Raw genomic sequence first — 13,860 nt, forward strand, 5'->3', positions numbered from 1 at the left:
GTTGTCGGGCCCGCCGGTCTGCGGCCGCTTCCTTTCCCGCGTCTTTCTTCCCGATCTGGAGTCACCCCACCATGCAGGCAGAACCGATCAAGTCTCTGGTGGGCGAGGAGTACGAGGTCGAGATCGGCCCCGTCGCCCACGGCGGCCACTGCATCGCCCGTACCTCCGAGGGGCAGGTGCTGTTCGTCCGGCACACGCTGCCCGGCGAGCGGGTGGTGGCCCGGGTGACCGAGGGCGAGGAGGGCGCCCGCTTCCTGCGCGCGGACGCCGTCCAGATCCTCGAAGCCTCCAAGGACCGCGTCGAGGCCCCCTGCCCCTTCGCCGGCCCCGGCCGCTGCGGCGGCTGCGACTGGCAGCACGCCAAGCCGGGCGCCCAGCGCCGGCTGAAGGGCGAGGTGATCGCCGAACAGCTCCAGCGGCTCGCGGGGCTCACGCCCGAGGAGGCGGGCTGGGACGGCACGGTCATGCCGGCCGAGGGCGACAAGGTGCCGGCGGGCGAGGTGCCGCAGTGGCGGACGCGCGTGCAGTACGCGGTGGACGCCGACGGCAACGCCGGTCTGCGCCGCCACCGCTCGCACGAGGTCGAACCGATCGACCACTGCATGATCGCCGCCCCCGGTGTCAGCGAACTCGGCATCGAGGACCGCGACTGGGCCGGCATGGCCTCCGTCGAGGCGATCGCCGCGACGGGATCCCAGGACCGCATGGTGATCCTGGAGCCGCGGCCCGGTGCCCGGCTGCCGCTCGTCGAGCTCGACAGGCCCGTCTCCGTGATGCGCGTCGACGAGAAGGACGGCGGCATCCACCGCGTCCACGGCCGCGCGTTCGTCCGCGAGCGCGCAGACGACCACACCTACCGCGTCGGCAGCGGCGGCTTCTGGCAGGTCCACCCGAAGGCCGCGGACACCCTGGTCAAGGCCGTCATGCAGGGCCTGCTGCCGCGCAAGGGCGAGATGGCTCTAGACCTCTACTGCGGCGTCGGCCTGTTCGCCGGCGCCCTCGCCGACCGGCTCGGCGAGAAGGGCGCGGTCCTCGGCATCGAGTCCGGCAAGCGGGCAGTGGAGGACGCGCGGCACAACCTGGCCGACTTCCCGAGGGTCCGCATCGAACAGGGCAAGGTCGAGTCGGTCCTCCCGCGCACCGGCATCACCGAGGCCGACCTCATCGTCCTCGACCCGCCGCGCGCGGGCGCGGGCCGCAGGACGGTCGAACACCTCTCCTCCCTCGGCGCCCGCCGCATCGCCTACGTGGCCTGCGACCCCGCCGCGCTGGCCCGGGACCTCGGATACTTCCGCGAGGGCGGCTACCGGGTGCGGACGCTTCGGGCGTTCGATCTGTTTCCGATGACGCATCATGTGGAGTGCGTTGCCATCCTTGAACCGGCCGCGAAGGGCGCCTGACCTGCGGTTTCGTGCGTGCGCATGATGTGCGGTATGGGCGTTACGGGCAATATCCTGACGCTGAAATGACGCTCGTGATGCTCAAAAGTCGGTCCGTAAGGGCTTCAGTGCCCGAGGAAGGGCCTTAGGTCGTCGGCTCGCGATTCGGGGACGTCCGGCAACCGGGGTGGTGAGCTCGGCGGGTCGACGCGCTCGACGGTGGTCGCTGCCCAGCTGATCCATGCTTCGGCGTCGGTTCTGGCCTGCCCCGGCGGCATGGCCTCGACTCGCGCGCGCACGGCGCTTACGTACTCGGTCAATCGGGTGGCGTGGCGCCAAGACGCTTCCTGCGCTTCGAAGTGCCTGATGCCGGTACGCCTCCGCGTTCCGGATGCGGGCTTCTTCCATGGCGGCTTCCCAGCGGATGCGCTTCTGGCGTGCCGCTTCGATCTCGTTTTGGCGTCTGCGTTCAGCGGCCTCGCCGCGGAGAGTGACCTCTTGGGCGATCTCGGCGAGCTGCTCTTCGAGGGAGCGGCCGGGGGTGTCGGCCCATGAGACGGGGGAGCGAAGCCGGTCCGTCCAGGAGAAGTGGAATGTCCTGTGGCCTCGGCAGCGGTGATGAGCGCCTGGATGAGCCGGAGGGCACGTCCTTGGACGGGCTTCGTGAGGCCCAGCGGTTGGGTTTCGCTCTGTATGGCCTGTACCACGGGGTGCGGACGCGCGAGCCGAGACGGCACGGAGATGGGTTTGAGGACGGCAAGGCGCCAGGCGGGGATGTCGACGAGCTCGATCTCGTACCCGCCACGGCACCAACCCCCGTATAGCTCCTTCGTCTCCGGGACCCTTCCGGACCTACGTGCCGCGGCGACGCGGGACGGCCACTTCTCCATGTCCGGACCGCTGCCGCTCTTGACGATCCGGCCGTCGGCGTCCGCAAGCTCCTGCAGCAGCTGTTCCGTGAACGTCATACGAGGCTGTGATGGAGGGCTTGGCGTCCGCCCGGTGGCCGGAGTTTCGTGCGCTCGGGGGGAGTGGGGTCGTGGAGCGGTGGTCTGGGTCTTGGGCGGGCGTGACCCGCGGGGAGGGTAGGTGCCGTGCGCCGGCACCGCCGCCACCGGATACAGCCGCCCCTGCTCACGGCGCCCGTCGCCCACCTCACCCAGCCTGGCCGGCAGACCCGACAACACCTCGCAGGTGACCTCGACGGCCGTCCCTGCCGCCGGCGACGACACCCAGTCCCCAATCGCGGACAACCCGGCTTCGGGGATGGCAGACTCAACCAGCAACGGAGTTCCGGTGCAGACGATTTGGTGTGATAACCCTCGTCCTACCGGAGCTCCGCCCTGCTCAGCACGCCGACATGCGGCCCGCCACCCACCTCAAACCGATCTTGAAACGGCCGTGGCCTCGACCCTGAACGGGCCAAGAATCGTAGCGTGAGCCAAGCCAACGCCACTCGGCCTGACCGTCCGCTTCGAGCCCATCGAATCATTCGCTGATTGACCCGATCCGCGGGTCACCTCGTTCGCGGCGCAGCCATTCCGGCTGGAGTGGACGGATTCGTCACGTCGGCACTCGCATGTCCCTGATTTCTTCGCGCGGCGTGCCGACGGGAGCGGCGAGGTGGTCGACTGCCGCCCGGAGAACCGGATCACGGCTGCCGACCGGGCGGTGTTCGATGCGACCGCTGGGTTCTGCGATGTGGTGGGCTGGGGCTTTCGGCCCGTGCACGGGCATGAGCCGGTGCGGCTGGGCAATGTGCGCTGGCCGGCCGGGTATCGGATGAGCCGATGCTGCAAGCAGCCATGGGATGCACTGCTGCGGGCGCAGCTCGCCGAGCCGGGGCCGCTGATCGCGGGCGCGAAGGCGGTGGGCGATCCGATCGCGGTGCTCCCGACGCTCCACCACCTGCTGCGGACCGGGCGGCTGCACACGGAGTTGTCCGTCCGACTGGTTGCACTGTCGGTGGTGAGCTGCGCATGAAGGTGCTGCGTGTGGGCGACCGGGTGCTGCTCGACGGCGGCTGCCGGCAGGTCGCGGCTCGACGGGGTGCGGGTGCGCCTGGCCGCGTCCGCACCAGTTCCGGCCCGCGTGTCATGGCCGCGCTGCGGAACCTCGCCATCGGGGCGCTTCACCTGCACGGACGCGACGACACCGCCGAAGCCACCCGCCGGGCAGCGCGACGGGCACAACACCCGTTCCCACATCCTCGGACTCACATCATGATGTGGGAACGGCCGTGCCCCCGGACCACTGCATGCGGAGCGGGCCGGGAATGGTCTGCGCGATGTTGTCTCGCCGGCGAGACAGGCGCAGCATGAGGAGGGCCTGCAAAGGTATTCGTGGGCCGCGGCGAAGTGGTGTCGGCCGCCGTTCGGATGTCGAGTGTCGGATTGTTTGCACAGGAGAGTCATGGCGAACCCAGTTCGAGGATCAGGGAGATGGCCGATGAGTCGCGGCAGAGAGGCGGCGGGCAGGTGACGATCGGCAACGGCGACGGCCTCCTGGCCGTCCGCGGCTATCTCGACGGGCTGATCCGGGCGCGACTGACCAGCCCCCTCAGCTGCGACGTCCCGTTGGTCTCGCTCGGCTTCGACTCGCTCGCGGCCATCGAGCTGTGGAGCCGGCTGCGGACCGACCTCGGTGTGGACGTCCCGGCCGGCGAGCTGCTGGAACTCACCCTGGACGGCCTGACGGCGCGGGTGCGGGCGGAAGGTGGGTCTGTCGCCGCGTTCGCTGCCGGACCGGTTGCCGGCGGACCCGCCGGGGCAGACCTCGGCGATGCCTCTCCGGAGGCGGCCGCGCAGCTGCTGGCGACCCTTGACGGCCTGGACGACGCGGGGATGGAGCGCCTGGCGGCCGGACTCGGACCCGGATCCGAGACGACGCCCGCGGACTGAGCTCGGCCTCCCCGACACGGGCCGTCCATCGTTCGTGCCGGCCGACGACCTGTGCGGTGATCAAGGCTCTACTGGTGAGTCTCATGATCGGTGACACGCGCTGCGAGGGGAGTCCGCTCTTGAATGGCCTTCCCACGACCGTTGGAGGCCGGGGCGCCCCTTTGGCACGGCAGGCACGTGATCGACAAAGCCGAGGACGCGATTCCCAAGAAGTCCCTGTGGTTCAACCGAGACTTCATGCTCTTGTGGAGTGGGCAGGCCGCCAGTGAACTCGGCTCGTCGGTCTCCCTCCTGGCGATCCCGCTGGCCGCGTCGTCCTGCTCAAGTCATCGACGCTGGAAGTCGCGATCCTGTCAAGCCTCGGCGTGCTGCCGTTCCTGCTCTTCTCCCTCCCGGCCGGTGTCGTGGTCGACCGCCTCGCCAAGCACAAGCTCACGATGTGAATGCGACATCGGTCGCTTGCTGCTGCCTCGATCCCGCTGGCCACGCTGCCCGGATTGCGCGGTGATCGGTTGCTGGTGTGCGGGGTTGTAGGTGTCCTTCTCGCCGCTGCGGGGTATGCGGGACCTGGACATGATCGAGGAGGCCCGGTCGGACGAATCGGCGGCTGGTGCCGGGCCCGAGGCCGAGCCGGCCACCGCCGTAACTTGACCGATCACATACACATCCCGTTGTGGAGCCTCGATGAGTTCCTCCTCTGTCTTCCTGAGCGGACCGCAGTACGTGCTGGGGGAGATCGCGTCGCACCATTCCGAGACTCCGGATCTGGAGGCGCGGGCCGGTGAACTAGGGCTGCCGTATGCCCCGGAGGTCTGGGGCTGGGGCCATGTGCACCGGAGCCACAAGTCGCTGGAGGACCTGGCGGTCGAGGCGGGCAAGGCGACTCTCCGCGCCGCCGGTGTCGACCCCTCCTCCGTCGACGCACTGGTGCTGTGCTGCACCAGTTTTCCAGGGGGTCCGGACAGCCACGGCAGTTTCGTGCGGACCATCTCGGAGGGGTTGGGAACGCGTGAGGCCGACTTCCTCGGCATCACGCTCGACCGATGCACGAACCTGCTGGCGGGCCTGCGAGTCGCCGAGGCCTTCGTAGCTTCCGGAATCCATCGGCGGGTCCTGGTCATCACCACCGATCGAGTCCCTGTCGAGGCGGAAAGACTGGCCAAGTTCGCCCTGTTCAGCGATGGCGCGGCCGGTGTGCTGGTGTCGGACACCGACGGGGAGTACGAGATCGTCGCAAGTGCCGCAGCGCACGAGATGAAGGACCTGGACTGGTCGAACGAGATCAGTCCGGACCTCTCCCGCCGCGTGAACACGCAGCTGATGAAACGTGCATCCATGGGAATCGACCAGGTCGACCTCCTCATGCACACCAATATCTTCGAAGCCATCATCGTCATGAAAGAGCTTCAGGCGGGATTTGCCGCGGCGCAGCTGTATACAGACAACATCGCACGGGTAGGCCACTGCTTCGCCGCCGACCCGATCATCAACCTGACGGACCTCGCAGCAGCCGGTCGCCTTCGCGACAACGGGCACTACCTGCTGGCCGCCTCGGTTCCAGGAGTACGGTACGGGGTTCTGCTCCGCAAGCAGACGCGTTAGCACTCGAACCGGCATTATCGGAATGGTCGGGCGGGGGCGTTGTCTCGCTGGCGAGACAGGCGTCGGCCGACACGTCGCAGCAGGCTCATGGTGAAGACGGCAGGCGGAGCGCGAATCCTGCGGTCGTACGGTATCCGACACCAGACGATCACCAGGTTCCGTGCCTTCTTGCCGAATCCCCGCCACGAGGTGCTCAACCGACAGCGGTGAAGTGAAGATGCGCCTAGTGATCCACGATTTCGCCGTCCGTCATGCCCGTGAGTTCACGACCGTCGTCGTTTCCTGATGGGAAGAGGCCCGTCACCACGCCGACATCGGCGTGGTGACGCGAGAGGGCGGCGGATCTGGCGGGGCTGAGCCTCGGTCGCGTAATTTTCATCGAGCATCGCCTGATCAAGGTGCCGCCGGGGTCGCGGCCGTTTCGACCGATGCTGACCTGCGGATCTGAAAGGGCGACACATGACTTACGCGCTGTTCAGTGGTCTCGATGAGGACATACTTGCGTTGCCGTTCTACGAGGAGCAGCACCGCACGTTGGCCGTGGAGCTCGCCGACTGGTGCGCCGGCCATTCCAGCCTGTGGTCACGTCCTCTGGAGCAGACCCCGGAGAAGGCCGGCAGGGAGATCCTGAGCGCGCTTGGCTCCGCCGGATGGCTGGGATTCCTCGATCCCGCGAACGGGTCCGCCGCCGGTGACCACCGCTCGATCTGTCTGGCAAGGGAGATCCTTGCGTACGCCGACGATCTGGCGGACTTCGCCTTCTCCATCCAAGCGCTGTCGGCGACCCCGATCATCCAATACGGAAACAGTGAGCAGCAGTTGGAGTATCTGCCGCGAATGGCGTCGGGCGAGGTGACGGGATCGTTCGCGATCTCGGAGGAGGAGGCCGGCTCCGACATCTCGGCAGTCGGTCTGACTGCCGACCGAGTGTCCGACGGCTATCTGTTGAACGGCCGAAAGGCCTGGATCGCCAATGCCGGCATCGCGGATTTGCACTGCGTGATCGCGCGAACGGGTGGGGGACCCGGTGCGCTGGGGCTCACGGCGTTTCTGGTGCCGGCGCGCACGCCTGGAGTCCGGGTGCTGGAGGAGGTGCGGTTGGTTGCTCCGCGCTCGTTCGGACACCTGGCCTTCGAGGACTGCCTGGTCCCCGAATCGAGCGTACTCGGACGCCCCGGACAGGGGTTCGTGGTCGCGACGGACCTGCTGGAGCGATTCCGGATGACGGTGGGGGCGGCCGCGGTGGGGTTTGCGCGGCGCGCATTCGACTCGGCTGTCCAGCGGGCCCGTGAGCGGCGGATCCAGGGCGGCAAGCTGATGGACCTTCAGCTTGTGAAGGGTGCGCTTGCCGACATGGAAATAAAGCTGAATTATTCTGCGATGTTGGTCGCGCGGGCTGCGTGGGAGCTCGACCACGGGAACCCCGGCTACGCGAAGCACTCGAGCATCGCCAAGGTGGCCGCCACCGAGGCCGCACAGGAGATCGTCGACGCTGCCGTCCAGGTCCACGGGGCAGCCGGCCTGGTTGCCGACAGCGTCCCCGAGCGCTTGTACCGGCAGGTCAGGTCCCTGCGTATCTACGAGGGCGCGTCCGAGGTCCAGAAGCTGATCATCGCGGACGCGCTGGGACGACGGCCGCACGCGGGCCGATCCCGAGCGGCATCCGGACGCAGTGCAAGTCGAGTGGAGCGCTGACTTGTCGTCCCCTGTCGAAGCAGTGACGCGGGCAGATCCGTACCCGTGCATCCTGGCTCACACTGGCTGCCGGGCGCGGAAAGACATCCGATGCATACACGGGGAGAGCCATGAGTGACGAACAGCACTACGAGTGTGTCGGCATAGGCGTCGGCCCTGCGAATCTGAGTCTTGCGTCTCTGTTGCACGGTTGTCCGGGGCTGCCGAACCTCTTCCTCGAGAAGCGTGAGGTGTTCAGTTGGCATGATGGACAACAGATCCCCGATGCGACCCTCCAGGTGTCCATCTTCAAGGATCTGGTGAGTCTGTCGGACCCGACCAATCCCTTTTCGTTCCTGTCCTACCTGAAGGACAAAGGGCGGATATACCACTTCATCAATGCTCAGTTCAGCGCGGTGCCGCGGCAGGAGTTCCGCAACTACCTGGAATGGGCTAGCCGGCGCAACCAGAATGTGGTATTCGGAGAGGAGGTCGTCTCCGTCGACTTCGACGGCGTATTCGTCCTGCGTACCAACCGGCGCACCGTCACGGCGAACAACGTGTCAATTGGCATCGGCAGCAATGCCTGGGTGCCGGCGGAAGCCCGTGACCACCTCGGCCTCACTCAGTTCCACGTCAGCGAATTCGTGCCTCTCAGCCGCGATGTGGCGGGGAAGAGGGTCTGCGTGGTCGGCGGAGGCCAGTCGGGCGCCGAGGCGTTCCTCGACCTCATCTCGCGTCCGTCCAATGAGCGACCGCGCCGGGTCTCGTGGGTGTCACGCCGCCGCAACTTCTACCCCATCGACGACTCGCCCTTCACCAACGACTTCTACATGCCCGGCTACTCGGACTACTTCGCCAGGCTGGACCAGGGGACGCGCGAATCGTTCAACCGGGAGCACGTCCTCACCAGTGACGGCATCTCCGAGGGCACACTCCGCGAGATCTATCAGCGCATCTATGCCGAGCGGTTCATCCACGGAAACACCGACCTGGTCTCGCTGTACCCGAACCGGAACGTGATCGCGGTCTCCGCCTCCGACAACGCGTGGTCGTTGAAGCTGTCCAACAGCAACCATCCGGCGGTCCTCGGGCAGGTCGACGCCGACGTAGTGGTCTGGGCGACCGGGTTCCGCACCGTTGCGCCCGACTTCCTCGCCCCGATCGCGAACCGACTCGAGCGTGAGGGCGACGAGTACCGCATCGACAGTGATTTCGCCGTGAGGTGGGACGGCCCTTCGAACCGAAGCATCTTCCTCCAGAACGCGGCTCTGCGACAGCGCGGACTGGCGGACAAGAACCTCAGCCTGCTTGCCTGGCGGAGCCAGCGGATCATCGACCGCGTTCGATGTGTACGCAGCGACGACACGGTTCCTTCGTTCATCGAATGGTCGGCGAAGCTCAGCCCGGACGAGAGCGTGGGATGAGCCATGACGCATGTCGACTTCGCCGTCGTTGGTGGCGGAATCATCGGGTGCACGATCGCGCGGGAACTGGTGCTACGGGCTCCGCACGCTTCCGTGTTGGTGCTCGAACAAGATGCCGTCGGGTCCGGAGCCAGTCGCCGGTCGGCCGGTCTGCACTTCCCTCGTGGCGCGACGGAGCGTGTACGCCGCATGACCGGCTACAGCCAGGCCTACTACAGGGCCCTGCTCGACGCTGATCCGGCGTTGCCCATTCATCCGGTTCCCATGCTGGTGGTGTCCGACCGTGCGGCTGTGGGCCAGGTGGAGACGGCCTATCTTGACGAGGCTGGACTGTCCCGCGTGGACGCGTTGCCAGACTGGCTGCCACCACTTTCGGACGAGACGGCGGCTTGGACGGGCGAGGGCTGCCAGTACGCCGATGTCGGGGCGTTGACCCGAGCATTGGCCCGGTCTCTGCGGCCGCGGACGAGTTTCAGGGAAGGGGTCTCCGTCGATTCCCTGGACCGGGTCGGGAGCAGGTACGAACTCGGGTTCAGCACGGGAGAGCGCGTCACAGCCGACTCGGTCGTGCTCGCACCCGGCCCGTGGCTGGCCGCACCAGCCTGGCGGGAACGGCTCACCCCCCTGGGCGCCAGGGTGAAGAAGGTCGTCGCGCTGCACATCGAACGGCCGCCCGCGGCCGAGGACGGAGTCGTCGTCTTCCACGACGAGGACGCATTCCTGCTCCCGCTGCACGAGCAGAGGCGTTGGCTCTTCAGCTACACCAGTCAGGTCTGGGACGTCGACCCCGACCGGCTCACCGGCAGCGTCTCCCCGTCGGACCTGGCTGAGGCCCGCGAGGTGCTGATCGGCCGCGCCCCCCGCCTGGCCGACTCCGCCCGCAGCGGAAGGGTGTTCTGCGACGCGTACAGCGCGGATCGGGAGCCGCTGGTACGCGCTCTGGACGAGGAGGGCCGACTGGTGTTCGCGGGTGCCGCCAACGGCTCCGGCTACAGGCTCGCACCCGCCATCGCCGCAGAGACAGCGCACCTGCTCCGTACCGCCGTTGAGAACGTTTCCGACCAAGGGAGCCACCGATGAACGTGAGCGTCTTTTCCACGGAGGAACTGCACCAGGCATTCGGCATCGAGATGAGCTCCGTGGAGAAGATGAGTGCCGGAGCCGGCTGGGGCCGGGTCGCTCCGGGCGTCACCTCCGATCCACACCAGCACGACGAGATCGAGATGTTCGTCGTCGTCGCCGGAACCGGATGGGTGGCTTTCGACGGTCGGCGTATCCGGGTGGAGCCGGGAACGGTGTGCCAGTTCGAGCCCTTCGAGACACACGTCGTCGAGAACGACGGAGACGTCGACCTGGTCTTCTTCGACCTGTACTGGCGCGACCCGGTGCGCGCCGCCCAGGCCGCAGCGGCAGGCGGTACGCGCCGTCGGTTCCACGAGAGGCCGGTCTTCGTCTTCTCGACCCCGCCCACTCCGAACGGCGACCTCCACCTCGGTCACCTGTCCGGTCCCTACCTGGGAGCCGACGCCTACGTCCGGTTCCAACGCATGCAGGGCACTGAGGCATGGCACCTTACCGGGAGCGACGACTTCCAGAGCTACGTGGTCGACTGCGCCCGCCGTGAGGAGCGCGAACCGGCGCGTACCGCCGAGCACTACAGTGCCGAGATCGCCGCGACGCTCCGTCTGATGGACATCGAGGTCGACCAGTACACAGTGACCAACGAGGACCCCGGCTACCGGGACGGTCTACGGGGGTACTTCTCGAAGCTGGTCGACTCGGGGGCGGTTACCGTCCAGCAGACGGCTGCCCTGGTGGACGACGAGACGGACGCCTACCTCTACGAGGTGGACGTCTCGGGAGGTTGTCCCGGATGCGGGGGCGGCACCAGCGGCAACATCTGCGAAGAGTGCGGCGAACCGAACGTCTGCGTCGACCTGGTCAACCCGCGCAGCAGCCGGTCAAAGGCGCCGCCGAAGCAGCAACCTGTCTCACGCTTCGTCCTGCCCCTCCACGAGTTCGGCAGCGAGGTCGCCGATCACCACCGTCTCGGTCGGGTCCCGGCCCGACTCCGTGAACTGGCGGACCGGGTGTTCGCGCGTACCAGGCTCGACATTCCCATGACCCACCCTTCGGACTGGGGCGTCGCACCCGCGGATACGACAGTGGACGGGCAGGTGATCTGGGTCTGGCCCGAGATGTCCTACGGCTTTCTCCACGGCATCGAGGTCCTCGGCGGCCGTCTGGGCCGTGACTGGCAAGCCGTGACTCCCGAGCAGGACTGGAAGTTCGTCCACTTCTTCGGCTACGACAACAGCTTCTACCATGCCGTGCTCTACCCGGCTCTCTACCGGTTGGCGTACCCGCAGTGGAATCCCGATATCGATTACCACGTCAATGAGTTCTATCTGTTGGAGGACGGCAAGTTCTCCACCAGCAGGCGCCATGCCATCTGGGGCAAGCAGATCCTGCGACCGGAGACCGTGGACGCGGTGCGCTACTACCTGTCGCTCACGCGTCCGGAGCGGCGACGGACGAACTTCGAACTCGAGGCGTACACGGAGACCGTCCAGCGGGTCCTGGTGGACGGCTGGCAGGGTTGGCTGAACGACCTGGGCGCACGGGTCGCCGGGCAGTACGGCGGGATCGCCCCCGACGCCGGTGTCTGGACTCCAGAGCACACGGCGTTCCTCAACCGCCTGGGAGTACGGCTCGCCGCTGTCGCCAACAGCTTCGGGCAGGACGGATTCTCGCTGAACAGTGCGGCCGCCGAATTGGACGGGATCGTCGTCGACACTCGGCGGTTCGCTGAAGCAGAGGCACGGACCGCGCTGATCGCCGGTTGGAAGGACGAGGCCCGAACGGCCATCGCGCTGGAACTGGCCGCGGCACAACTGTTGGCCCGCGCGGCCACGCCGATCATGCCTCGATTCGCCGCCCGACTCGCCCGGGCGCTGGGGACGACCGACCTCTCGTCCTGGCCTTCACAGGTCGAGCTGGTCGCGCCCGGCACCCGGATCGACCTCGAACAACAGTCCTACTTCGAGGCTCTGCCGTCGGACTGGTCGCTCGCCGAAGGAGCCACGGGATGACGGACTCTGTGATCAACCGCTTGGTGGCGGGGCCGCCGGCTCCCGGCCACCGGATCTCCTTCATCCGGCTCGGCAGTCTCAGGACGCTGGACCTGACCGAACTGTACGAACAGTCGGGCCATGTCGCCGCCTACCTTCGGAGCCTCGGCGTCGAGTCCGGGGACCGCATCGGAATCCTGGCGGCCAACAGCCTGGAATGGGTTCTGTTGGACCTTGCCGCGCTGCGGCTCAAGGTTGTGGTCGCAGGTTTCGAGCCGGGCAAGTTCACCGATGGCGGAGAGCTGGTGGCACGCTACGGGCTCACGCTTCTGTTCACCGACCAGGACGTGCCGGCGGACGCGTCGGCGGCTGTCCGAACTTTCACTGATGTCGCCGAGGCTGCGAGGCAGGCATGGCCGGAGCCGCCCGGACCCGTCGTGTACGAGCCCGAGGAGGTGACGACGATCAAGTTCACCTCCGGCAGCACCGGTGCGCCGAAGGGACTCGGGGCCACGGTCGGCAGTATCGACGCGTCGATGCAGGCTGTGCAGGAGATCTTCGAGCACCGGGGCGGCGACAACCTCTTCGTCTTCCTTCCGCTGTCGCTGCTGCAGCAGCGGTACTGGCTCTACTCCGCCCTCTGCTTCGGCCACGATGCGACTGTCACCACGTACGAGGCGGCCTTCGCCGCGCTCGCGACGGCTCGGCCGACCGTGGTGATGGGTGTGCCGGCGTTCTTCGAGGCCGCCAGGCAGCAGATCAGCCAGGACGCCGCGCGCGCGGACGGCGTCACGCCGGACGCGGCGCGCCGCGCGGCCGCGCGGCGGCTGTTCGGCGATCGGATCCGCTACCTGTGGACGGGATCGGCGCCGGCGGACAGGGAGGTGCTGCGCTACCTCACCGACGCGGGCCTTCCCATCTACGAGGGCTACGGGCTGAACGAGACGTGCATCGTCAGCAAGAACCATCCCGGTGCCCACAGGGAGGGCAGCGTGGGGAGGGTGCTGCGGGGGAAGGAGGTGCTGTTCGACGAGGACGGCGTGCTCCTGGTACGAAGCGAGCATCCGGTGAACCAGCGCTACGAGTTCGCCGAGCCCGGTGACTCCGAGCGGATGTTCGTCGCGGACGGGGTGGTGCGCACCGGCGACCTCGGCTACGTGGACGAGGACGGCTTCCTGTTCATCCAGGGGCGCGCCGACGACGTCATCGTGCTCGGAAACGGCAGGAAGGTGATCGTCCGGCCGATCGAGGAGCACATGCGGACGAGTCCGGCGATCGAGGAGTGCGTGGTGTTCTGCCCCGCGCAGACGTCCCTGGTCGCGGTGGTCTCGCCGTCCTCCGACACGCCGGACCTCGAGGCGATCGCCGACCAACTGGCCCGCACCAACGCCTCGTTCGGCCGTGACGAACAGATCCGCAAGATCGTGGTCGCGAGCCCCCGGCCCAGCATCGCCAACGGAATGCTCACTTCGCAGTTCAAGCCGAAACGACAGGCCATCTTCGCCGCCTTCCAGGCGGAGATCACGAACAACCAGGACGGTATCCATGCCCAGTGACATCGAGACCATCGCGCGGGAGAACCTGTCGGCCGCGCTCCAGCCGGCCGCGGATCCGCACGGGATCGACCCGGATGTCGCGTTGACCGACTACGGACTGACCTCGCTGCAGAAGGTCCTGTTCCTGACCCGGCTCTGCGAGGACCTCGCGGTCGACCTCGCGCATCTGACCGAGCGCGACGTCGCCGAGATGCGCACTCTCCACGACGTCGTCGACACCCTGTCGCGCTACGCGGGAAAGGCTGCTTAGA

10 protein-coding genes and 1 pseudogene are annotated in these 13,860 nt (G+C 67.5%); 10 read left to right on the forward strand and 1 reads right to left on the reverse strand.

The window, feature by feature from the left end:
- Positions 1–71 precede the first annotated feature (71 nt).
- Complete coding sequence (locus ACFZCP_RS28570; protein WP_391431982.1) at positions 72–1,400, forward strand: TRAM domain-containing protein; 1,329 nt, start codon at positions 72–74, stop codon at positions 1,398–1,400.
- Positions 1,401–1,504: 104 nt separating this feature from the next.
- Here ACFZCP_RS28570 and ACFZCP_RS28575 read toward each other — a convergent pair whose 3' ends face one another.
- On the reverse strand, positions 1,505–2,347 hold the full coding sequence (locus ACFZCP_RS28575) for a hypothetical protein (protein ID WP_391431985.1): 843 nt from the start codon (positions 2,345–2,347) through the stop codon (positions 1,505–1,507).
- A gap of 550 nt (positions 2,348–2,897) precedes the next feature.
- Here ACFZCP_RS28575 and ACFZCP_RS28580 point away from each other — a divergent pair.
- The 9 genes and pseudogenes from ACFZCP_RS28580 to ACFZCP_RS28620 form a co-directional block, all read left to right on the forward strand.
- Positions 2,898–3,362 (forward strand): annotated as a pseudogene (locus ACFZCP_RS28580) (TnsA-like heteromeric transposase endonuclease subunit); the annotation flags it as partial.
- 458 nt (positions 3,363–3,820) lie between these two features.
- Positions 3,821–4,279 carry a phosphopantetheine-binding protein gene (locus ACFZCP_RS28585; RefSeq protein WP_391431988.1) on the forward strand — a complete coding sequence of 153 codons (459 nt, stop codon included), beginning with the start codon at positions 3,821–3,823 and terminating at the stop codon, positions 4,277–4,279.
- Between the two features lie 723 nt (positions 4,280–5,002).
- Positions 5,003–5,881, forward strand: a complete 879-nt coding sequence (locus ACFZCP_RS28590; RefSeq protein ID WP_391431991.1) for a 3-oxoacyl-ACP synthase — start codon at positions 5,003–5,005, stop codon at positions 5,879–5,881.
- 459 nt (positions 5,882–6,340) lie between these two features.
- On the forward strand, positions 6,341–7,576 hold the full coding sequence (locus ACFZCP_RS28595) for an acyl-CoA dehydrogenase family protein (RefSeq protein ID WP_391431993.1): 1,236 nt from the start codon (positions 6,341–6,343) through the stop codon (positions 7,574–7,576).
- Positions 7,577–7,686: 110 nt separating this feature from the next.
- The gene (locus ACFZCP_RS28600) at positions 7,687–8,982 is read left to right on the forward strand and encodes a SidA/IucD/PvdA family monooxygenase (protein ID WP_391431996.1); all 1,296 of its coding nucleotides are present in this window, start codon (positions 7,687–7,689) and stop codon (positions 8,980–8,982) included.
- Positions 8,983–8,985: 3 nt separating this feature from the next.
- Positions 8,986–10,062, forward strand: coding sequence for an FAD-dependent oxidoreductase (locus tag ACFZCP_RS28605; RefSeq protein WP_391431999.1), 1,077 nt, complete (start codon positions 8,986–8,988; stop codon positions 10,060–10,062).
- Positions 10,059–12,074: a class I tRNA ligase family protein gene (locus ACFZCP_RS28610; RefSeq protein ID WP_391432002.1), complete on the forward strand. Its 2,016-nt coding sequence runs from the start codon at positions 10,059–10,061 to the stop codon at positions 12,072–12,074. Before ACFZCP_RS28605 ends, ACFZCP_RS28610 begins: the two co-directional genes overlap by 4 nt.
- Positions 12,071–13,609, forward strand: a complete 1,539-nt coding sequence (locus tag ACFZCP_RS28615; protein WP_391432005.1) for an AMP-binding protein — start codon at positions 12,071–12,073, stop codon at positions 13,607–13,609. Before ACFZCP_RS28610 ends, ACFZCP_RS28615 begins: the two co-directional genes overlap by 4 nt.
- The gene (locus tag ACFZCP_RS28620; RefSeq protein WP_391432008.1) at positions 13,599–13,859 is read left to right on the forward strand and encodes a phosphopantetheine-binding protein; all 261 of its coding nucleotides are present in this window, start codon (positions 13,599–13,601) and stop codon (positions 13,857–13,859) included. The genes ACFZCP_RS28615 and ACFZCP_RS28620 overlap by 11 nt, the downstream gene beginning before the upstream one ends.
- The last annotated feature ends 1 nt before the right edge of the window (position 13,860 follow it).

It is taken from the genome of Streptomyces sp. NPDC007971 (assembly GCF_042958635.1).
In the GTDB taxonomy this organism is placed as follows: domain Bacteria; phylum Actinomycetota; class Actinomycetes; order Streptomycetales; family Streptomycetaceae; genus Streptomyces.